Origin of the sequence: Halorubrum ruber, from assembly GCF_018228765.1 — an archaeon.
Lineage (GTDB): Archaea > Halobacteriota > Halobacteria > Halobacteriales > Haloferacaceae > Halorubrum > Halorubrum ruber.
On the sequence record NZ_CP073695.1, the window covers coordinates 410,662 to 432,031 of the forward strand.

A 21,370-nucleotide genomic window follows, 5' to 3' on the forward strand; every position below is an offset into this window, starting at 1 on the left:
GATGGCACAGACAGCACTCGACGGCGTCGCGGAACAGCACGACGAACCGTTTTACTGGCTGAACGAGGACAGTCGGGAGTTCCTCAGAGAGGGATACCTGCTCGAGGGGGTCGAAGCCGAAGAGCGAGTCAGACAGATCGCGGAGCGCGCCGAAGAGATCCTCGACGAGGAGGGGTTCGCGGACAGGTTCTACGAGTACATGAGCCGCGGCTTCTACAGTCTCGCCAGCCCGATATGGTCTAACTTCGGCTTAGACAGAGGTCTGCCTATCAGCTGCTTCGGCAGCCACATGGAGGACAGCATCGAGAGCATCCTCCACACCCAGGCCGAGGTGGGCGAGATGACCAAGCAGGGCGGCGGCACGAGCGGGTACTTCGGTGAGCTGCGCCCCCGGGGCAGTCCGATAACGGACAACGGCAAGAGCAACGGGAGTTACAGCTTCACGGAGCTGTTCGACACGATCATCAACGTCATCAGCCAGGGCGAAACCCGCCGAGGGCAGTTCGCCGGCTACATCGACGTCGAACACGACGACTTAGAGGAGTGGCTCAACATCAAAACCGAGGGGGACCCGGTACAGGACATCTACTACGGCGTCATCGTCGGTGACGACTGGTTTCAGGCGATGATCGACGGCGACGAGGAGAAGCGAGAGACCTGGGCGGACATCATCGAGACCCGGATCAACATCGGCGTTCCGTACATCATCTTCCGGGGGAACATGAACGAGGGGAAGCCGCAGGTGTACAAGGACAAGGAGTACCAAATAAACGCGTCCAACCTGTGTACCGAGATCGCGCTGCCGGCCACCGCCGACGAGAGCTTCGTCTGCTGTCTCTCGAGCATGAACGCGCTCCACTACGACGAGTGGAAGGACACCGACGCGGTGGAGACGCTGACCCGGTTCCTCGACGCGGTGATGGAGGAGTTCATCCAGCGCACGGAGGGCGTCCGGTTCATGGAACGGGCCGTGCGGTTCGCGAAGCGACACAGAGCGATCGGGATCGGCGTCCTCGGATGGCACAGCTACCTCCAGCGCAACATGATCCCCTTCGACAGCATGGAGGCGATGGAGAAGAACGAGGAGATATTCCGGACCATCAAAGAGCGGAGCTACGAGGCGAGCGAAGCGCTCGCCGACGAGTTCGGGGAGCCGGAGGTTCTCGAGGGGTACGGCAGGCGGAACACGACGACGATGAGCGTGGCGCCGACGAAATCGAGCAGCGTCATTCTGGGGCAGGTCAGTCCGAGCATCGAGCCGCTGAAATCGAACTACTTCGTGCGAGACGGTGCGAAGCTGAAGTCGACGCAGAAGAACAGATTCCTTCAGTCGCTACTGGCGGAGCGGGGCAAAGACACGCGCGACGTCTGGGACAGCATCGCGAATAAGGACGGGAGCGTTCAGCATCTCGACTGTCTGACGGACGAAGAGAAAGAGGTGTTCAAGACCTTCGCCGAGATACCCCAGATGGCGATCATCAATCAGGCGGCACAGCGACAGAAACACATCGACCAGGCACAGAGCGTGAACGTCTCGATCGACCCGAGCGAAGTGAGCGTCAAGGAGATCAACCAGCTCTACATCGAAGCCTGGAAGAAAGGGGTCAAGAGCCTCTACTACCAGCACAGCGTGAACGCCGCACAGAAATTCAGTCGGGATATTCTCGAGTGTCGGGCCTGTGAGAGCTGACCGCTAACCCGTAGTCGGGCTCACGTCCCCGGCCGCTCGCTTTCGCTCTCTAACTCGATGTCGCGGTCGGCCTCGCGGGTCGCCGCCTCCTGCTTGGCGAGGTCGACGTTGTCCGAGTCCCGAGTCTCGTCGGTCCGCAGGTCGCTGTCGGCCACGGTGTCGAGCTGTTCGAGGGCGCTCTCGATGTCCTCTAACCCGAGCAGCTTCTCTGTCTCCTCGTCGAACTCCTTGCCCTCCAGTCCCTCCATCTGCTGGACGTCGGAGCCGGAGAGGGCCTTGCCGTAGCGCCCCACCAGACTCGTGAGCTCCTGCGGGAGGACGAAGGTGGTCGACTCGCCTTTCCCGATCTCTTCGAGCGTCTCCATGCCGCGCTCGATGATGGCGCGCTCACCCATCGACTCCGCGGAGCGCGCGCGGAGGACGGTCGAGATGGCGTCCCCCTGCGCTTCGAGGATCTGGCTCTGTTTCTCCCCCTGCGCGCGGATGATGTTGGACTGCTTGTCACCCTCGGCCTGCTCGACGGCGGAGCGGCGTTCCCCCTGCGCTTCGAGGATCATCGCGCGGCGGCGGCGCTCGGCGCCGGTCTGCTGCTCCATCGCGCGCTGGACCTCCTGGGAGGGGCTCACCTCGCGGACCTCGACGGCCTCGACGCGGATCCCCCACTCGTCGGTGGGCTCGTCGAGCTCCTCGTTGATCCGGTCGTTGATCAGCTCCCGCTGTGAGAGCGTGTCGTCGAGCTCCATGTCGCCGATGACGGCGCGGAGGGTCGTCTGCGCGAGGTTCGAGACGGCGTTCTTGTAGTCGTCGACCTCCAGAAAGGCCTTCTTCGCGTCCATCACCTTGATGTAGACGACCGCGTCGGCGGTCACCGGGGAGTTGTCCCGGGTGATCGCCGACTGGCTCGGGACGTCGATCGTCTGGGTCCGCATGTCGAACGCGTACGTCCGCGAGACGAACGGCGGAATGATATGGACGCCCGGCTGGAGCAGCTTCCGGTACTCGCCGAAGACGGTGAGCGCCTCCTTGTCGTAGGCGTCGACGATCTCGACGGCGCTGACGACCGTGACGGCCGCGAGCAACACCGCGAGCGCCGCGACGCCGAAGACGAGGCTCTGCCCGAGGAGGGCGACCCCGACGAGGAGGGCGACGCCGAGCGCGAGGTACTGCCAGACCCCGTCCGGGATCTCCGACAGCACGTCCTCCAGCTCGGCGGACTCGCCGCGCGGACCTTGTGTTCCCATACGCGAAGTTACGGCCGAACGCTGTTAACGGTTGGCACGAGTTCGGTACCGCTGGGCGCGTCGCGGGCTCGGCCCGCCGCCTCGGGGGCGATATCAGAGATAGCGGAAACGCCCGCGTATGCCGGTCGGGTTTAACTACGCGGCGGCGGAACACCGACCCATGCCATCCGACGAGGACGACGACCGGAAATTCAGCACGCGAAGCGTCCACGCCGGCTCGGAGCCGGACCCGGCGACCGGCGCCCGCGCGACGCCCATCTACCAGACGACCGCCTACCAGTTCGACGACGCCGACCACGCCGCGGACCTGTTCGCGCTCGAAGAGGCCGGCAACGTCTACTCGCGGCTGATGAACCCGACCAACGCCGCCCTCGAGGAGCGGATCGCCTCGCTGGAGGGGGGCGTCGGCGCGGTCGCGACCGCCTCGGGCATGGCCGCGCTCGACGTGACGACGTTCCTGCTCGCCTCGGCGGGCGACAACATCGTCACGTCGTCGGCGCTGTACGGCGGCACCTACACCTACCTCACCCACTCCGTCGAGCGCCGCGGGGTCTCGACTCGCTTTGTCGACCCCCTCGACTACGAGGGGTACGCCGAGGCCATCGACGAGGACACCGCCTACGTCCACCTCGAAACGATCGGCAACCCCGCCCTCGTCACGCCCGACATCCAGCGGATCGCCGACATCGCGCACGACCACGGCGTCCCGCTGTTCGTCGACAACACGTTCGCGACCCCGTACCTCTGCCGGCCGCTCGAACACGGCGCCGACCTCGTCTGGGAGTCGACGACCAAGTGGCTCACGGGCAACGGCACCACGGTCGGCGGCGTCGTCGTCGACGGCGGCTCGTTCCCGTGGGCCGAGCACGCCGAGAAGTACCCGGAGATCGCGCAGGACAACCCCGCCTACCACGGGATCAACTTCGCCGAGCGGTTCGGCGACGCCGCCTTCACCTTCGCGGCGGTCACCCGCGGCCTGCGCGACCTCGGCGACCAGCAGTCGCCGTTCGACGCGTGGAACACGCTCCAGCAGACGGAGTCGCTCCCGCTGCGCATGGACCGCCACTGCGAGAACGCGGGCGTCGTGGCCGAGTACCTCGCGGACCACGACGATATCGCGTGGGTGAACTACCCCGGCTTAGAGAGCCACGAGACCCACGAGGAGGCCAGCGAGTACCTGGACGGAGGCTACGGCGGAATGCTCACCTTCGGGCTGGAGGCCGGCTACGAGGCGGCGCGGGCGACCGTCGAGGAGGCGGACCTCGCCTCGCTGGTCGCGAACGTCGGCGACTCGAAGACGCTCGTCATCCACCCGGCGTCGACGACCCACCAGCAGCTGACCGAGGAAGAACAGGAGGCCGCGGGCGTCACCGACGACATGGTGCGGCTGTCGGTCGGCATCGAGGACCCCGCGGACATCGTCGCCGACTTAGAGGCGGCCATCGAGGCGGCAACGCAGTAACCGCGGTCACTCTGGGGACCGACATTCGATGAGTTTCCCGTTTTCCGGGGCTGAATCCGTAGACTCTGTTCGCCGAACTGCGTATTCTGTGACATAATACAGAATTTCTTCCTCCCAAAGACCGCCATCAGAGGTCGCTATCCTGAATTCGAGGAGTACGGGTGTCCCCTCGACATCGAAATATGCGTATTCCGGCCCGCCTGAAGAGGATTCGATGGTCGAGGCATCCGGCGAGAGAGCCGCGATCAACTCAGAATATTGTTCTATCTTCGAGTCATCGACAGAATCCGCCTCAACTCTATTGACTGCGGCTGACTCAAGCAATCCGCGGAGAAGTTGATCATCAACCTCCTCAATTGGGACGTAGGTCGGATCGCCGGGTAGGTCACTGCTCTCCAACCGGTCGGTAATCTTCGGAATGCCGTCCGAGTCGACTTCGTATGCGTTCAGGCTCCCCGATGCCTCATAAACGTCAGCACTCACAACCAGCGTTACTCGATACCCGTCAGCAACTCGCTCTGGTTCTCGTTCCACTCTGGCAGAATAACTGGAAGAGGACCATGGAGGCTGTAGATCGCTATTATGGGATCGATACGCCACTTCGTACGTTTTAGCAAAATCGGCGACGGCATCTGCGTTCAGATTTTGTGGCCACTGGACATCCAGATTCTGCGACGTGGGGCACTGATCCGGGAGCTCGTCTTCGCTTGGTGGTTGCGAGTTGCCAGACGCAGTACAGCCGGCAAGGCCGACACTAGCGAGACTCACCAATACGGCACGTCGAGTATGAGATGTCATTAACAGAAAAATCCTTGCCGGCTGATAAGTCTCTTGTGTGAATCCGCTCAAGTGTTCTCAACACCGGAGACCGTACGACCCGTACGAGGTGTCCACGTATACTGAGCGACCACTCTCTCCCGTGGGTCGGCCTCGGTCTATGTCGCATTCGCGCTCTGTATTCAGCACGCCTCTAAGAACATATCACCGGTTATGGATTTCAACGGCGCCGCCGGTCCCTCTTTCTCTCGCCGAGCTATCGTCCTCCCGACCTACTCTTCGAACCCGTCCTCCCACCGGAACGTCCCGTTCCGCTGGACGACCTCGCCGTCGACTTCCATCCGGGAGCGCTCGCTCACGTCCGAGATCATGTCGACGTGGACCGCGCTGTCGTTGCCGGACTCGCCCTCCGGGAGGCAGGCGTCGTAGGCGCGGCCGACCGCGAGGTGGACGGTGTCGCCCATCTTCTCGTCGAAGAGGATCGAGTCGGTGAAGCGGTCGATGCCGCGGTTCATCCCGATCCCCAGCTCGCCGAGTCGCCGGGCGCCGTCGTCGGTGTCGAGGATGTCCGCGAGCGCGTCCTCGCCCGCCTCGGCCGAGAAGTCGACGACCTCGCCGTCCTCGAACGCGAGGTGGACGTTCCGGACGCGCGTCGCGTCGATGGTCATCGGCACGTCGAAGAACGCCTCGCCCTCGGTGTCGTAGGGGGCGGTGAACACCTCGCCGCTCGGGAGGTTGTGCGAGTCGTACGCGACGGAGGCCGCGGAGTTCACCGCGGTGCGGCCCGCGATCGACATCGAGACGTCGGTGTCGGGCGCGTCGTCGCGCTCGGTGACGATCCGGACCTCGTCGCCGGCGTCGAGGACGTCTTTCATCTGCGCCATCTCCTCGGCGAGCGACTCCCAGTCGCGGAGGACCGCGTCGTAGACGAACTCCTGGTACTCCTCGTATGCCATCCCCGCCTGCTGAGCGAGCGAGCGCGTGGGGTGGACCGTCGACACCCAGTCGGTGTCCATCCGCGCCTCGCGGACGCCCTTGCGGGCCTTCGCGTACGCCTGCCGCGTCGGGCGGTCGACGTCGGCGGTCGCGGTGGTGTTGCGCCCGCCCCCGATCCGGAGATAGGCGTCGGCGGCCTCGAAGACCGCGCGGTCGACGGCGGGGTCCGCGTCGAAGTCCTCTGCGTCGACGTCGCCGTCGGTTCCGGCCTCGATGCCTTTTAAATAGGCGCGGGAGAGTTCGCTTGACCCGTACAGCGTCGTCACGTTCGCGCCCCGTTCGCCGAGCGCCTCGGCGACCGCGACGCCCAGCTCGTGGGCGTCCTCCGCGACGCTCACGACGACGTCGTCGCCGGCCTCGACCCGTGCGCTCCAGTCGACGAGCACCTCGGCGTGCTCGCGTACGCGTTCGTCCATTACGCTGTGTGTGTTCGGGGAAGCGTAAATCGATGCCGGGACGGTGATTGTTTATAATCGGTCGGCGCCGTATCGGGAACGAGTCCCGCTGGCTGCTGAGTTGGTGGTTTATAAATGGCGGATCGGGGATCGGCGGCGACCACCGCCAAAGCCCCAGTCGCGAGGCGGGCGCACGCTCGCTGCGCTCCTCACCCGGTCGCTACCGCTCCCTCGTTGCGGTGCTTACGTCGTCATCAGAACGCTCCGCGTTCTGATTGGCTCACGAGAGCTCTGCTCTCGTGAACGCCTGCGCCCGCCTCGCGACTGCCCCTTTGAGTCCCACCCCGCACGGCACCGCCCCGCACCTCTCACCTCCCCAGCCTCGTCGCTGGCGGCTGGCGCCGCCAGCGACTCCCTCGCGCGTGCTGCTCGCGGCCTGCCGGCCGCTCGCAGGCACGCGCCACTGCGCTATTTAAAAGCTCGCGGGAGAGGCGAGGAGTCCGTTACGGAAGTGTAAGGAGAAAGCTCCGCCCTTCAGCGCGGGGAGGATGTCAATCCTCGGTCGAACTGTCGTACATCGCTTCGAACTCCGCTTCGCCGCGGATCAGTTCGTCGACGCCGCTCGTGAGCGTTACCTCGCCGAACACCGTCGCTCGGTAGTACGTGTAGAGGCCGTCCGCTCCTCGCTCGGTGTGTTGGCGCTTTTCGACGAGGCCGGCGTCGACCAGTTTGTTGAGGTGGTAGTGGAGGGTACTGTCGTCGACCTCGATAGCGTCCTCCAGTTCTTTGGGGCTCATGTCGTCGCTGTGGACGAGTCGATAGAGAATTTCGTACCTGGTGCGGTGTCCGACCGCTGCGTGCATCGCCAGGTACTCGTCGAGGCTGAGGACGCTGTCCTCGGGCAGCAGGTCTTCGGGATCCTCCGGGAATCCTGCGCCGGCGGGCTGCGAGTGATTCGTCGCCATCGTAGTGTTTCGTACGAGGGAGGGATGCTTAGGCTCTTTTAAGCCAAAGTTTCTCAAAAAAGCCGTCTTTTAAATACTGACGGAAGATCATCGGTGAAGACCGCCAAAGCCCCAGCCGTGAGGCCGGCGTACGCTCGCTGCGTTCCTCAGTCGGTCGCTAGCGCTCTCTCCTTGCGGTACTTGCGTCGCCTACGCCGGCCTCACGGCTGCCCCTTTGAGTCCCACCCCGCACAGCACAGCGCCTCACACCTCCCCAGCCTCGTCGCTCGCGCTTAAAAGCGCTCGCGACTCCCTCGCGCGTGCGACTCGCGCCCTGCGGGCGCTCGTCGGCACGCGCCACCGCGGGTCGTTTAAAAACCCTCGTTGGGAGACGACGAGACCGTCACTCGGACTCCCGATGGACGGTCGCGAGGAGCCCGGCCGCGAGCAGTGCGACGCCGCCGACGCCGCTTCCGAGTTTCGCCAGACCGAACAGAGGCGTCCGGTCTAGCCGCTCGCGCGAGTACCCGCCGAGGACCCTGTACGACTCCCCGTCGACGCGCAGGTTGTCGACTCCGGCGAGCCGGTTCGCGCAGTTCGCGTCGCCGAGGGCCCACTCTCCGGAGGTTGAGGCGCGTTCGATCAGGAGGTCGACGGACTCGGGAGCGATCCGGTACCCTCGGATCGAGACGTTGTTGCCGTCCGCGAGGGCGACCGCGGCGTCGGCGCACCGCGCGGGGAGGTCGGTTGCGTTCACGACTTGGTGTTGGTCGAGTCCCGGTCCCGGGTAGAACGTCGCCCGCCAGCCGACGACGCTCACGTCCGCGATCAGGAAGCCGAGCAGGAGGGCGCCCGGGACGGCGAGGAGCCTGCGGTCCATCTCGCCAGACGGATAGATCCGAGCGAAATATAGTCCTTGTGCGGGTCGTGCGCCGTAGTGTTCAGATAAGCTGGTTCCATGCGAAAGCGAACGATCTGAGCCACTCATCAGCAGTTTCTGCTTTGGCGTTTCTAAAACAGTTTGAGAAACTGATAGTTCTGCGTTTTATATTACGAAAGACATGTTTGACGCTGTTCCGATTTCCATGTCGTTCATATTTGAAATCGAGGTCGTGTTTGCGACAGGCTCGCTGAAGTGAAGCTGATCCATCGACGAGAACGGTTGCGTCATCCACGTCGTGTTTGTCACGGAGATCAGCGAAAAATCGATCTGCGAGAGCGTTATTTGTCGTCGGCTCAAGCTGTGTGTGAAGCAGATCATTCGTTTCGGATCAACAGCAGCGTACAGCCAATATTGTTCATCGTCAAGCCGAATCACCGTCTCATCAACCGCAACGTGATTCGGGCTCCGGCCAGACTCCGGCTGTAGATCGGCTTTGTGAACCCAGTTATGAACGGTGGAGCGCACTCGTTCAACACCGAATACCTCAAGAAACAAGATAGTATTCGAAAGCGATAATCCTGCTAAATGAAGCTGAATACTGAGCTTCATCAACAGCCGCGGTGTTGCCTCTCGCTCCACAAAGTCTAAGTTGATCTCGTCTAAACAGCCGCCGAGGCGGTTGTTTTCGGGCATAGATACTTTGAAAACGTACCGCCTCACATTTCAATTCTTATCTGAACACCGCCCTATTTTTGGCGAGTAGGACCAAATACGCGGGCCTCAGTACCGGAGGGGTCAGAGTATATCTCAGAAGGTCCCCAATTTACGCACCGGTTTAAGCAAGCTGGTCGACACACGGTTGAGGTTCTAATTACTTATGGAAATAATATTGTCTATAGTGGTGAAGCATTTCCAAATACTAGAGTCGGCTATCAGCACGAATCTGACGTAGCCCGTGCCAGTGAAATTGTTAATGTTCAGCCACTACCGGAAGATCCGATTAACTTAGATAATACGGATGTAACTATTTCGTTAAAGCCAGAGCAACAGGCTGTCTCTGTTGGAAATCCTGTATATCTAACACTTAGTATCACGAACACAATTGGGGATGGTCCAGTTTCAGCGCAACTCATTCTCGAAGTTCCAACTGGACTAACTGTATCCGAGACATCATTTAATCAAGGTGGAGGTCAATACACATCAACCTTTGAAATCGATCCCGGTGACACAGCCAATGAGCAGATCGCTGTCCGTGCTACCGAGTCAGGCCCATACCAACTAACAGGGTACGTCGTTTACGAATTTGATGAGAGTGACACTACCGAACAAACACAGACTAGTGAAATTCAACTTCGATTCTATGAGTAAACGAGCGGATCATGCCTCTTAGGACACTTGGACTGGCGTTGAATAGATTATAGAGGCTCTGGAAGATAGTACGAATAACCAGTACGAGTAACACTTACGAGTAAAGCTTAAGTTGGTGGGGTGTCATGTCCTAGTTGCGTCATGGCATCTCACAAATCGCAGACGGCGATCGTGCTCGTGGCCGCGATCGTTCTGGGCAGCGTCATGCTCCCCCTCGCGGCCGGGCCCGCAGTTGCGCAGGAGAACAACTCGACCGCAGACAACACGACGACGACGCAGGTTGAAGAGTGCGAAAACCCGCGGACTCCCGAGATGGATCAGGCACGGCTTTACGCGCCTGAAACGGTGATCACCTCTGGGGATGCGGGGCGCATCGACGGGGGCTTCCAGCTCGACAATACTGTCGAGTGCCCAGTGAAGGTCGCCGTTACGCTCCGGGTTCCCTCGGGAATGTCGATCTCCGGCGGCAGTGACTGGGGGAGCGCCGGTGCTGGGATGGTGACCTCCACGTTCACGATGCAGCCGGGATCCGGCATCATGGACCTCTCGGGGAATGTCTACAGCGAGCGTACCGGTGAGCTCCGGGTTACCGGAGACATCGAGTACTGGCCCGCTGGCCATCCGGAGATGTCTCAGGAGATCGATGGGCTCACGTTTAACTTCGACGTCCAGGAGCCCAACACCGGTGACGATGAGCCCGGGATCGGCATCCCCGATGTGAGCAATAGCACCCTGCTCATCTTACTCGTGGCGTTGGGGATGATTGGGATGATGTACGTCGCGCCGAAAGTGGGGGTTAATTTCCGCCAATAACCACGTCAGCGTCCGTTTGGTCGAACATCGGTACATTGTTGGCTAAATGGCTTTGCTGACGGATTTGAACCTTACAAACCATGTTTGGAAACCTATTCGGAGGTGATGACGACGACGATCAGGGCGGTGACAACGATGACTGGGAGGTTGATGTATCGATCAACACCGGGTTTACGAAATCCAATACGAGCGAGAACAGTGGCTCCGCAAGCGGATGGTTCCGGACGCATACGATCGATCTGAGCTCTGACGTGGACCAGCCGTCTGGAAGTGGCTCAGATGCCCCGTCAGGCCCCACGAGTCCCCCAACCCCTGATGTCGATCCGGGAGACTCATCGACGGCCCACGATCGTGGTACATTCGTCTTCCCGACGGGTCGGGACTTCCTTCAAAAGCTGGAAGCCCGCGGTCTCAACGGAGCTCACCAGCGTGTTGAGACTGTGTACATCCTGGCTGGACCAACGTACACTACTCCCACCGACCTCTTCCGCGTCGACAATCCGGAATACTACGCGTCAGCGACTCGTCGGAGTGTCACGTCATACGGGCGAAAGATGGCGCGTAAGGTCGCAGCGCTGTATCCAGACGGCGAAGCACCCAAGCTACTGGCACGCTTCCACACACATCCAGGTGGGTCGACGCGCCCGAGTGATACTGACCGCGACAGTGCTGAGCAGATCGCTTCACAGTTCTCGGATGCGCTGGGTACCTCGGACTTTGAGTTCTTCCAAGGAATCCATGCGTACAAAGACCACAATGGGAATCCGGGCCCGTCGGAGCGCCATGACCCGGTTGTCCGAAGCAACAGCGTCTCGTGGCGCGGTGAACAGTATCGGCATGAGCTAGCGCTGTACGGACCAGCATTCCGTAACCCACGACGGGTGGTGACTGGCGATGACTGATGCTGATCTGGACCCGCGCCTGGCTGAGGCGCTTGCGCAACTCGATGAGAGCACAGTCGAGGGGATCTCTGATCTCGCCGCGAATGATCCCGAACTGCTCGAAGAGTTACTCGCTGACGTCGGGTACCTGCCGACGAGTAATGCTGAGTCCGACTCTGAGGAGATAGCTGAAAACTTGTCTCCCCCGCAGCGCCGACTGTCGGAGGCACTCACTGATATGGGGTCTCCCCGGACTACCGATGAGATCATTGAACTCCTACAGAACGACCACCCCGATGTCATCGAAGAATACCAGTCGGCAAAACATCGGCCGTGGCTCTCAACGAAATTAAACGAACTCGTTGATAAAGGTGCCTTCGGACGATTTCGGGATGGGCGGACTGTTCGCTACGTCCCGTCCATTAGCGAGGCTGTTCGTCATTGGGCGCTTCATAATAACAGGTTCGTTGAGGACCTTGAGCGGAGCGACGCACGCACCATCGCTGATGATACGGGGATGCCGACCTCTGCGATTCGCAACGCCATCGAGGAGATGACCAACGGAGATGAGCAATTATGAGTGACAATACGACAGAACCAGACAATCAGAAGTCCGCCGAAGAGCGCGCTAACTGTGAGGGTGACTCGCCTCTCACCCCTGAAACTGAGCGTAACGCGACGACGGACGAGCATACCCCGTCGTCCCCTGATGTCGAGGTGACGGCCGCGACCGTTGCAGAACTACACCGGCGATTGCTCGACGCCGATAACACGGTGAATGATGCGGAGACCCACATTACTACGCTTTCGGAGTTAGTTGGGACAGAACCGACGGATTCGAGATCCAGGTCAGCCAGTGTTTCCGCCGAACTCGATGCGGCAATTGCGAAGCTGGAAGAGACTGCGGACCATATTGATGCGGCCATCAATGGGGCACGAGAGCTTCAAGAATCAGCTAAAGCCACATCTGGTCCAACTGGTGATGAAGGCGAAAAAGAATCAGAGGGTCAGCCATCGATGTTTGATAAAGACGAGTACGTTCGGAACACTTCTGACGAGTGTTCAGATCAAGACCACGTTTGATTGCCGCTAGCAAATTTTTCGCGGAATAATAAATAACAACTGAAAGACAGATTAATAAGAGATAATCTACAACTACTGTACAAATGCTCAAGGGGGGTGGCCATATCAAAACGGCACTCGTTGCTTCGATTGTTATTGTAGCTTGTTTTACGTTATTTCTCACAGGACCTGTATCTGCTACTGACAATTTAGACGAAACTAGAGAAATCGGTGGACATGGCGAGGCTGTCCACCAATCAGATTCCACAGAATTCATTGTCAAAACCATTGCCGACTCCAGCGTTGTACAAGGAGACACATTTGAATTAGAAATTGAGGTAACTAATGAGGGGGACGCAGCTGGCACCCAGACTATTACTTATGAAGTAGGTTCTATATATCGGGAGAATGAAATGTACTTGGAGCCTGGAGAAACAGATACGTGGTTCCTTACTGTCGACAGCGATCCGCTGTCGCCCGGCGAATACACGCATTATATCGAGAGTCCTTCAAGCACTGATGACCTTCCGTTCCTTGTCAAAGCTGGTGAGCCGAACTTCATCGTAGGTAATCTCCGTATTGAGAAAGACGGAGAAGTAACTTCACGGATTGAAAAAGGCGAATCTGCGAAGATAATGTATGCTATCCTCAATGATGGAGAGGGGCTCGGAACTCAGTATGCGAACTGCTATCTTGCTAACGAAAATGTGGGCGGTGAGTTCCTTGAACTAGAGGCCTCAGAGATCCGAGACGACATGTCCTGTACGATCGACACAGGCGACCTTTCACCTGGGACCTACGAGTTCGGCGTTGAGACTGACGATGATTCATGGTACAAGGAGGTGGTCATCGAGAAGCCTCCGCAGCCGCCGACAATCGATTCGGCATTCCCATCTGGTAATGTGAGGCTCAATGTTGCGACAGACGATTCCGAGGAATTCAGTGTCGACGCTTCTGACCCTGACTCTAGTCCTGGGGCCCTCTCGACGGAATGGCTCATTGACGGTGAGAGCTATGGTACCGCTGACCGGTTTACTGTCTACGCTGATGATCTTTCTCCGGGGACTCATACACTGAAAGCCGTCGTTAACGATAATCAAGCCGAAACCGAGGCAGCAACTCGTGAGTGGACGATCGATGTTGTCACGCCGCCACGGATTGCTGAACAGACACCAGAAAGCGAGTCGGTTGATATCGAGCCAGATCAATCCACATCGTTCAGAGTAACTGTTGAGGACGGCGATACACCGAATTCAGACCTCGATATCTCATGGCGAGTAGACGGAGATCAAGTCGGGACAGGCGCGTCGTTTGATCTTGACAGGAGTATCTTGACTCCTGGAACCCATACGTTGAGTGTCAGAGTTTCTGATGACAGCGACCTCACCGAAGATACCTTCGCTGAGTGGACAGTGAAAGCCCTCGCTCGCCCCTCTATCTCTGAAATAACACCAGACCGCTCTACCGTCACCCCGGGTGAGTCAGTTACATTCTCTGTCGACCCGACTGATCCAAACGGTAGGGGGATCACTGACGTCCAGTGGCAAATAGCTGGTAATGAGTTTACTGGACGGTCTATCCAGCATACCTTCGCGCAGGTTGGAACAGTTGAAGCCGTTGTTGAGGTCACAAATGAAGCTGGTCTCGTGGCAACCGAATCAACTGAAATTACCGTCGAATCAACACCACCACGGCTCGAATCTGCTGGTCCAGAACAACCAGTAGTGGCGGTTGGTGAACCGGTTGAATTCGACGTAGAAGCTTCAGATCCCAAAGACCGGTCGCTGTCTTTCGATTACCAGTGGCGTTCCGACACGGGGGAAACCGATGACCAACAGTCGACAACCATGCGCTTCGACGAAGTCGGCAAGCATGAGGTCACTCTCACGGTGACCAACAAGTACGGTGCTGAAACGACGCAGACCTATACGGTTAGTGTCCAGAACGATGAGCCCTCGATAGTACGTCGGAATCCCTCTGAAGACTCTGAATCTATTCTTTCACAAAGGACCGCTCGCTTTGCTGCTGTTATTACCAACCGTGATTCGTCACCAGCAACGGTCCGGTTCCAGATAGATGGAGACACAGTTGAAACGCAACGAATGACGGGTGATGAAGAACTCGTCAGCTTCCAGCAGGCGTTCTCAACTCCGGGGGAAAGGACAGTTGAGATATCGGTCGTAGATAGTCATGGTGCCGAAAACCAAGTCACGTGGGACATGGAGGTCGAAAGTAGACCTCCCGAAATTCGTGATGTCTCACCAGGTGAGGATAGCCTTACCGTGATGTCTGGCGAAACTCGCTCATTTGATGTATCAGCTGTCGATCCGGAAAAACAGGGTGTGGAGTACCAATGGTACCGAAACAGCAGCATAATCGGTGCTGGACCGTCAGTAACAGAGACTTTTGATGAGGGAGGTACATACGATCTGACCGTAGAAGCGAGTGATCCACAGGGTAGTACCTCTACCCGGTCTTGGTCAGTTAATGTCCGTAGCTTCCGTGAACCGCCTACAGAGAGTACACACCTATCCAACATCGAGATCGACCCGGAGAGTGAGCGGGTTACGAAAACGTTCTTGACTACCTCACTAGAGAACCCGTCGTCAAATGATCGAACTGTCGTCGTGGAATTCATCATTGATACGCCCGATGGCCTTGAGGTAGTTCGACAGCGAGGCGTGAGCGAAGCGAATAACGCTCAGATTACTGGGATCGGACGAATTGAACCCGGAGCTCAGCGATCAATGCGTGTTGGTCTACGAATTGCTGATGAATCTATCATCGGATCAGATGTTCCCATTGATGTAACAATTCGATATTATCCTGCCAGCCAACCAGAGGACATAAGTTATGTTCGTCAGTCAAACGAGGAGGTCACGATTCAACGACCAGGAATTATCCCGCAGGTTACGACTTGGATTGACTCCCTAATTGATGATATTCTATAGAGGATGAGAGACTGCGTCATTGTTTTTAGACTCGTCCATTTTTGAGTAGCCATCATGATTAGTAGTGCCCGTACACACATTGCTTTTGTCTGTGTACTCGCAGTGCTGGTTGTCTGTACTGGCGTTGTGGCTGCAACTCCGCAGACGGCGATGTCGGGCGCAGATGTAACTCTCACCAATGCGACGAATTCTGAGACGTGTTCGGGGAATGTCCAAGAGAAAGCGAGTATTAGCCAGACCTCAATCCAAGCAGTTGATGATCAAATCACTACAAATCAGCCTGCTCTAGTTTCTGGACAAATCGTTACACCTCAATCGAATCAGTGTACTGTCGTGGTTCAGATCATTCTAACTATCCCGTCGGACATGTACGTCTCGGGTACCGATGGTGTGGGAAGCAGTGGTCAGGGCAAATTGAGTGCGACGTTCAGATTATCTCCGGGAGAGACCCAATCGATGTCAGCACAAGTGTATGCGAGCTCTACAGGGACACGCGTAATAATCGCGGACTTCCTCTATTACCCAGCTGGACACCCAGAAGATGAACGCCAGCTAACTGGCTTCTCGATGGAAATCGAGGCACTCGAATCGAATCTACCTGGAGAGAATGTTAACGGCTCAACAGCCTCCAGCCTCATAACTGAATTCATACTTGTTGGAATTTCCGGCTTGTTCCTTCTCGTCGTCGGGATCAGATTACTCCAGTAGTATCCATTAATAATCTCTATGGATGTCCATTTGGTCGTGTTAAGTTAGAGGATGAGGCGGACGAGTTCTGAGTGTCTATGGCAGAATTCGACCGCCTCAGCGAACGTATCGCGTGGATCGACTTGTCGTTTGTGGAGCGAGATCGAACTCCGCGCTGGGCGATTGAAATAGGGATCCGCTGTCACTTGGCCGGTATGTCACTACGTGAGGTAAGTAAACATCTTGAACTATTTGGGATCAAGCGGGGTCATGTTGCGATCGGCTCTGTTGAAATCCTTAGGAAGTGACACATTCTGTCCCGGGTGTGGTCAATATAGTAGGTCTTTGTCGAAAAACAACGTACTGACACTCTTCAGTCAGTGCCAATTGAACCACAGTTTTCACATTTCCATCGTACTTTTCCGGCTATACTGTACAGACGGCTACTCTTAAGAACAAGAAGTTCATCGTGTTCATGCCCACACTCCCAACACGTGACATTGGAGACTTCTGACTCATACCAATCGCTCACCTCAAGATCTGTGTCACGCTCAATCTCGCTTCGTTTCATATCACATGTCATTATAGTAACTATAAAAAAGTTATTATAACATTATGTATATTCCACAGTAAGCAATTGATTCTTTTACAGGTTGATCCGCACCTTGCGCCACATTCGCAAGCGCATTCTATCGGCTGTTTCAGCCGATGATGTGTCCGAATAATAGGATTTCAACAGAGCCTTGCGATCCATAATTGGGTTCACAAAGCCGATTTACAGCCGATCTCGACCGTCTCAGAGGATCAACTCGCGGTTGACGAAAAGATGCTCCGCCTCCACGGCCAGCAGTTCTGGCTGTACGGCGCGGTTGATCACAGACGAACGAGATCCTCCATGTGAGCCTCTATCCAACCGCAAATAAACAGACGACGCGATGGTTTCTGACCGATCTACATCAGCGCTATCAGCTGAATAATATCGAATTTCTCGTCGATGACGCGGACTATCTCGGATCAGTACTCGCTGAAGACGGCTATCGATTTCAAGTCATTCGACATGGAAATCGGAACGCCATCGAACGTGTCCTTTGGGAGATAGAACAACAAACTTGACCTCCTCCTCCGCGTGAACGCGGAGGAATCCCACCACGGGATTTCAGGCCGAGCGAAGCGGCCTGTTGATTTCAAGACGCATACGTTCCAAGCGTCGTCTGCTGGTTTTCAGCATCGGCTTGGCTGTCTTGTGGCCCGGTCAAAGAGGCCCCATCCGTAGCCGAGTCATCGTCACCAGCCTTCTGCCGGGAAGCCCAGTCGCTTTGGCGGTGACTCTCTCCACTACGGTAGCGGTCTGCAATGTTTATCGCCCCGTTCACGTCGGCTTGATACTCACCGACCCAACAGCCGTCGTTCGAGCATCTAAACGTCGCCTGTCGTGGCCGGTAACCGTGTTCACCGCAGGCGTGACACGCCTTCGACGTGTTCCGGGGATTCACCGTCTCGACGGGAATCCCCTTCTCGGTGGCTTTGTAGCGAATCTGTGCGTGGAGCTTGGCAAAGCCCCACCCGTGTAACCGCCGATTCATATACTCACCGTAGTCCATGTTCTCGCGGATGTACCTCAGGTCTTCCAGCACCAACACTGGGTTGTCGACGGACTCGGCGTAGTCCACGACCTCGCTGGTCACACGGTGAAAAACGTCGTCAATCTGGTCCCACAGTGCGTCACCGTAGGACTCTGCGATTCGCTCACTACCACGCTTCTGAAGCCGTCTTGTGGCGGTGAAGTAGGTTTTTCGGAGCCGACGAACGGCTTTGCCGTCGTCGGCCCACAGGCGGGGGCGAACCGGAGAACCGGAGCCGTCGCGGTGACACACCGTGACGAGGCTCGCTTCTCCGATGTCCACACCAACCGGCGTCCGCTTATCGGCGGACGCCTCAGATTCGTCCTCCACGTCGCGGGTAGCGGTGATGTGGAGGTACCACGTTCCATCCCGCTCGAACAGCCGACTTTCACCCATCTCGGCGTCGTCTGCGTTTAACGCTTCAAGCCAATCCCGCTGGTCGGGATTGGCGCGTGCCGGTATCCAGAGGTGGTAATCCTCGTGGTGCGGGACTTTGGCGTACCACTCGATAGCGTTCTGTGGCTGGTGGTCGAGTTGTAGGCCCTCGTTTGTGAACCGCACTGGGTGGTCGTCGTGGATCTCGTTGGCGTCGTAGCTGTTCCCACAGAGTTGTGGGACGTACTTCTTGAGAGCATTTTTCGCGTAGCCGCTCAGGTCGTACTCGACAACCACATCGTTGGTTGCTGACTGCGTGTCACAACCAGTGTCAAAGGCGGCCTGAAGCGCCCGTTGATAGGCGTCGCGTGTCTCACGAAGTTTCTGTCGCTTATGGAGGTTCGGGTCCACAAGCTTCAGTTCGAGGGTTTTCGTGAGTTCGCCCATCGTCACCGTACGAAGATCCATCGTCACCGTACGAAGATTTTGGTTGTGGCAGATATATATCCCAGCCATCCGGAGTGGAAGTGAACCCGTGGGAAATCCGGCACTACAATAGAACGGTGGGTTGTCACACTATGATGTCCGCTCGACCCCCGCCTGTTCGTTCCTCGGTTCCGACACTCTGTCGGAACACTCGTCACTCACGGCAAGGCGGGGGTATGCGCTCGTATCTCTATCATCGTTTGCGAATAATTTTAGCAATGTCGCGTTAGAGACAGCTCAAAACTGGCTCGAAGCCTTCGCCGTCTACCACAATTCACGTCAAACTTAACGCGAGGATACTCCGCCGTTACTCTAAGTCGAGCAGCGTCGCAATCTCGTCAAGGTAGCCGTCGTACACGCCGACGGCGGACTCGATCGGGTCGGGCGAGGCCATGTCGATGCCGGCGAGCTCGACGACGTCGAGGGGGTACTCGGAGCCGCCCGCCTTCAGCATCTCGCGGTAGTCGGCGGCGGCGGAGTCGCCCTCGTCGAGGATCCGCTCGACGATGGCGGCCGCGGCGGAGATACCGGTCGCGTACTGGTAGACGTAGAAGTCGTAGTAGAAGTGGGGGATGCGCTGCCACTCGCGCTCGATGCCGCCCGTCAGCTCGGCGGGCGCGTAGTAGTCGCCCTTCAGATCGCCGTACATCTCGTCGAACGCGTCGGGCGTGAGCGCGTCGCCGGCCTCCACGCGCTCGTGGATCTGCTGTTCGAACGTCGCGAACATCGTCTGCCGGAAGAGGGTTGAACGGAAGCGTTCGAGGTACTCGTCGAGCACGTGCGTGCGGAGCTCGTCGTCCTCGACGGTGTCGAGCAGGTGGTGGGTGAGCAGCGTCTCGTTGACGGTGGAGGCGATCTCCGCGACGAAGATCTCGTAGCTCGCGTCGTGCCACGGCTGGGCGTCGCCCGCCAGCTCGGAGTGCATCGAGTGGCCGAGCTCGTGGGCCAAGGTGAACATCGAGGCGATGTCGTCCTGGTAGTTCATCATGATGTACGGCTGGGTGTCGTACGTGCCGGAGGAGAACGCGCCCGAGCGCTTCCCGCGGTTCTCGTACACGTCGACCCACCGCGAGTCGAGCCCCTCGGCCAGCCGCTCCTGATAGGCGTCGCCGAGCGGCGCGACCGCCTCGATCACCCACTCGCGGGCCTGCTCGTACTCGACGTCCGGCCCCTGGTCGCCCGTCAGCGACATGTAGAGGTCGTGGCTCTGTAGCTGGTCGACGCCGAGCGCCGCCTCCTTCAGCTCCGCGTGGCGGTGGAGCACGTCGAGGTTGTCGTCGACCGTGTCGACGAGGGTGTCGTACACCTCGACCGGGACGTTCGAGTCGTCGAGCGCGGCGGCGCGCGCGGAGTCGTAGTCGCGGATCTCGGCGCTCGTCACGTGCTCGCGGACGGCCTTCTCTAAGGAGGTGCCGACCGTGTTGCGCACGTCTTCCCACTCGTCGTAGAACGTCTCGTGGACGCGCTCGCGGAACTCGCGGTCCGGGTTCGTCTGGAGCTTCGTGAAGTTCGCCTGCGTGATCTCCACGTCCTTGCCGTCGGGGTCCTCGACGACGCCGTACGTCATGTCGGCGTTCGTCAGCATCGAGTAGATCTCGCTCGGCGCGTCGGTGACCTCCGAGAGGTCCGCCAGCACCTCCTCGACCTCGCTCGACCGCGTGTGCGGCTTCTTCCGGAGCACGTCGTCGAGGTAGTGCTCGTACTCGGCGAGGGCGGGCTCGTCGTCGAGGAAGGCCTCCACGTCCGACTCCGTCAGCGACTGGATCTCCGGTTCGAGGTACGAGACCGCGCTCGACGCCTCGGAGCCCAGCGACGACGCCTTCGCGGACATCGCCTGGTACTCTTGGTTCCGCGTGTCCTCGGCGCTGCGCAGGCGGGCGTAGGTCATCACCTGCTGGAGCTCGCGGAAGATCTCCTCGCGCAGTTCGAGCAGTTCGAGGAGCGTGGCGGCGTCCTCGGTCGCGCGCCCCTCGTAGGCGGCTAACTCGTCGATCCGCCCGGACACCTCCTCGTAGGCCGACTCCCACGCCTCGTCGTCGGCGTAGATGCCGTCGAGGTCCCACTTGTACTCGGCGTCGATCTCGGACCGCTCGGGAACCGAACTCATACCGTTCGGGTCGGCCTCGCGCACACTAAGCCTTGTCAAACCCCGTGCGGCGGGCCGATATGCGTGCGGTGCGTTACCGCTCACCTGTGTCGCCGCCGGCGTCGCCGGCCTCGCTGCCGTCCGCGCCAGACCCGCCGCGACTGTCCGCCGCCTCCCCCTCGGCCCAGTCCGCGAGGTCGACGACGAGCACGAGCGCGTCCTCGCCGTCGCGGTAGTAGCCGCCCACCCGCCGGATCGGCTCGAACCCCTCGTCGGCGTACAGCGACCGCGCGGGGTCGTTCCCCTCGCGCACCTCCAGCCGGGCCACCGCCACGCCGGTCGCGCGGAGCCGGGCCAGCGCCGACCGGAGGAGGGTCCGGCCGATCCCCTCGCCGCGGGCGTCGGGATGGACGGCCAGGTCCTTGATGTGGCCGATGTCGCGGCCGTGGTTCGGCGTCCGGTCGGCGACGACGAACCCGACGACCGCGCCCGCCCGCTCCGCGACGAGGAACGCCGGCTCGTCCAGCAGCCGCTCGAAGGCGTCGTGCGGCCACGGGTCCGAGAAGCAGGCGCGCTCGATCCGCACCACCGCGAGCAGGTCGGCGCGCTCCGCCCGCCGGACCGCGACGTCGGGGACGCTCACGGGTCGGC

At 59.2% G+C, this 21,370-nt stretch carries 16 protein-coding genes and 3 pseudogenes; 10 read left to right on the forward strand and 9 right to left on the reverse strand.

Annotation, left to right across the window (positions count from 1 at the left end; genetic code table 11):
• The first annotated feature begins 1 nt into the window (after position 1).
• Positions 2 to 1,690, forward strand: coding sequence for a ribonucleoside-diphosphate reductase subunit alpha (locus J7656_RS01950; protein WP_211553912.1), 1,689 nt, complete (start codon positions 2 to 4; stop codon positions 1,688 to 1,690).
• Positions 1,691 to 1,710: 20 nt separating this feature from the next.
• On the opposite strand, the gene J7656_RS01955 is transcribed toward J7656_RS01950, so the two are convergent.
• Positions 1,711 to 2,931 (reverse strand): SPFH domain-containing protein, encoded by a 1,221-nt coding sequence (locus tag J7656_RS01955; protein ID WP_211553913.1) that lies wholly within the window; start codon positions 2,929 to 2,931, stop codon positions 1,711 to 1,713.
• A gap of 160 nt (positions 2,932 to 3,091) precedes the next feature.
• Between J7656_RS01955 and J7656_RS01960 the strand changes: the two genes are divergently transcribed.
• Positions 3,092 to 4,393 carry an O-acetylhomoserine aminocarboxypropyltransferase/cysteine synthase family protein gene (locus J7656_RS01960; protein ID WP_211553914.1) on the forward strand — a complete coding sequence of 434 codons (1,302 nt, stop codon included), beginning with the start codon at positions 3,092 to 3,094 and terminating at the stop codon, positions 4,391 to 4,393.
• 6 nt (positions 4,394 to 4,399) lie between these two features.
• Here the strand turns inward: J7656_RS01960 and J7656_RS01965 are convergent, their stop codons facing one another.
• From J7656_RS01965 to J7656_RS01985, 5 genes and pseudogenes are all read right to left on the reverse strand, one after another.
• Positions 4,400 to 4,876, reverse strand: a complete 477-nt coding sequence (locus tag J7656_RS01965; RefSeq protein ID WP_155118204.1) for a hypothetical protein — start codon at positions 4,874 to 4,876, stop codon at positions 4,400 to 4,402.
• 566 nt (positions 4,877 to 5,442) lie between these two features.
• Positions 5,443 to 6,582, reverse strand: coding sequence for an aminopeptidase (locus tag J7656_RS01970; protein WP_211553915.1), 1,140 nt, complete (start codon positions 6,580 to 6,582; stop codon positions 5,443 to 5,445).
• Positions 6,583 to 7,112: 530 nt separating this feature from the next.
• Complete coding sequence (locus J7656_RS01975) at positions 7,113 to 7,526, reverse strand: winged helix-turn-helix domain-containing protein (RefSeq protein WP_017343640.1); 414 nt, start codon at positions 7,524 to 7,526, stop codon at positions 7,113 to 7,115.
• 382 nt (positions 7,527 to 7,908) lie between these two features.
• The gene (locus J7656_RS01980) at positions 7,909 to 8,385 is read right to left on the reverse strand and encodes a hypothetical protein (protein ID WP_211553916.1); all 477 of its coding nucleotides are present in this window, start codon (positions 8,383 to 8,385) and stop codon (positions 7,909 to 7,911) included.
• Between the two features lie 61 nt (positions 8,386 to 8,446).
• Positions 8,447 to 9,081: pseudogene (locus J7656_RS01985) on the reverse strand (IS6 family transposase).
• An 816-nt stretch (positions 9,082 to 9,897) separates the two neighbouring features.
• Here J7656_RS01985 and J7656_RS01990 point away from each other — a divergent pair.
• The 7 genes and pseudogenes from J7656_RS01990 to J7656_RS15220 all read left to right on the forward strand — a co-directional run.
• Positions 9,898 to 10,569, forward strand: coding sequence for a hypothetical protein (locus J7656_RS01990; RefSeq protein WP_017343643.1), 672 nt, complete (start codon positions 9,898 to 9,900; stop codon positions 10,567 to 10,569).
• Positions 10,570 to 11,123: 554 nt separating this feature from the next.
• Positions 11,124 to 11,471, forward strand: coding sequence for a Mov34/MPN/PAD-1 family protein (locus J7656_RS15215; protein WP_394295097.1), 348 nt, complete (start codon positions 11,124 to 11,126; stop codon positions 11,469 to 11,471).
• The gene (locus J7656_RS02000; protein WP_211553917.1) at positions 11,464 to 12,030 is read left to right on the forward strand and encodes a hypothetical protein; all 567 of its coding nucleotides are present in this window, start codon (positions 11,464 to 11,466) and stop codon (positions 12,028 to 12,030) included. Before J7656_RS15215 ends, J7656_RS02000 begins: the two co-directional genes overlap by 8 nt.
• Positions 12,027 to 12,533 carry a hypothetical protein gene (locus J7656_RS02005; RefSeq protein WP_155118206.1) on the forward strand — a complete coding sequence of 169 codons (507 nt, stop codon included), beginning with the start codon at positions 12,027 to 12,029 and terminating at the stop codon, positions 12,531 to 12,533. Before J7656_RS02000 ends, J7656_RS02005 begins: the two co-directional genes overlap by 4 nt.
• Positions 12,534 to 12,616: 83 nt before the next feature.
• Positions 12,617 to 15,463, forward strand: coding sequence for a PKD domain-containing protein (locus J7656_RS02010; protein WP_155118207.1), 2,847 nt, complete (start codon positions 12,617 to 12,619; stop codon positions 15,461 to 15,463).
• Positions 15,464 to 15,796: 333 nt separating this feature from the next.
• A complete protein-coding gene (locus J7656_RS02015) occupies positions 15,797 to 16,171 on the forward strand; it encodes a hypothetical protein (protein WP_155118208.1) in 375 nt (124 codons plus the stop codon).
• A gap of 721 nt (positions 16,172 to 16,892) precedes the next feature.
• Positions 16,893 to 17,260 (forward strand): annotated as a pseudogene (locus tag J7656_RS15220) (DDE-type integrase/transposase/recombinase); the annotation flags it as partial.
• 74 nt (positions 17,261 to 17,334) lie between these two features.
• On the opposite strand, the gene J7656_RS02020 reads toward J7656_RS15220, so the two are convergent.
• Complete coding sequence (locus J7656_RS02020; RefSeq protein ID WP_026046245.1) at positions 17,335 to 18,594, reverse strand: RNA-guided endonuclease InsQ/TnpB family protein; 1,260 nt, start codon at positions 18,592 to 18,594, stop codon at positions 17,335 to 17,337.
• Between the two features lie 232 nt (positions 18,595 to 18,826).
• Here J7656_RS02020 and J7656_RS15140 point away from each other — a divergent pair.
• A pseudogene (locus J7656_RS15140) lies at positions 18,827 to 18,922 on the forward strand (IS6 family transposase); the annotation flags it as partial.
• An 18-nt stretch (positions 18,923 to 18,940) separates the two neighbouring features.
• Here the strand turns inward: J7656_RS15140 and pepF are convergent.
• Positions 18,941 to 20,740: an oligoendopeptidase F gene (gene pepF, locus J7656_RS02025; protein WP_026046246.1), complete on the reverse strand. Its 1,800-nt coding sequence runs from the start codon at positions 20,738 to 20,740 to the stop codon at positions 18,941 to 18,943.
• 73 nt (positions 20,741 to 20,813) lie between these two features.
• Complete coding sequence (gene rimI / locus J7656_RS02030; RefSeq protein ID WP_017343647.1) at positions 20,814 to 21,362, reverse strand: ribosomal protein S18-alanine N-acetyltransferase; 549 nt, start codon at positions 21,360 to 21,362, stop codon at positions 20,814 to 20,816.
• Positions 21,363 to 21,370: the final 8 nt, after the last annotated feature.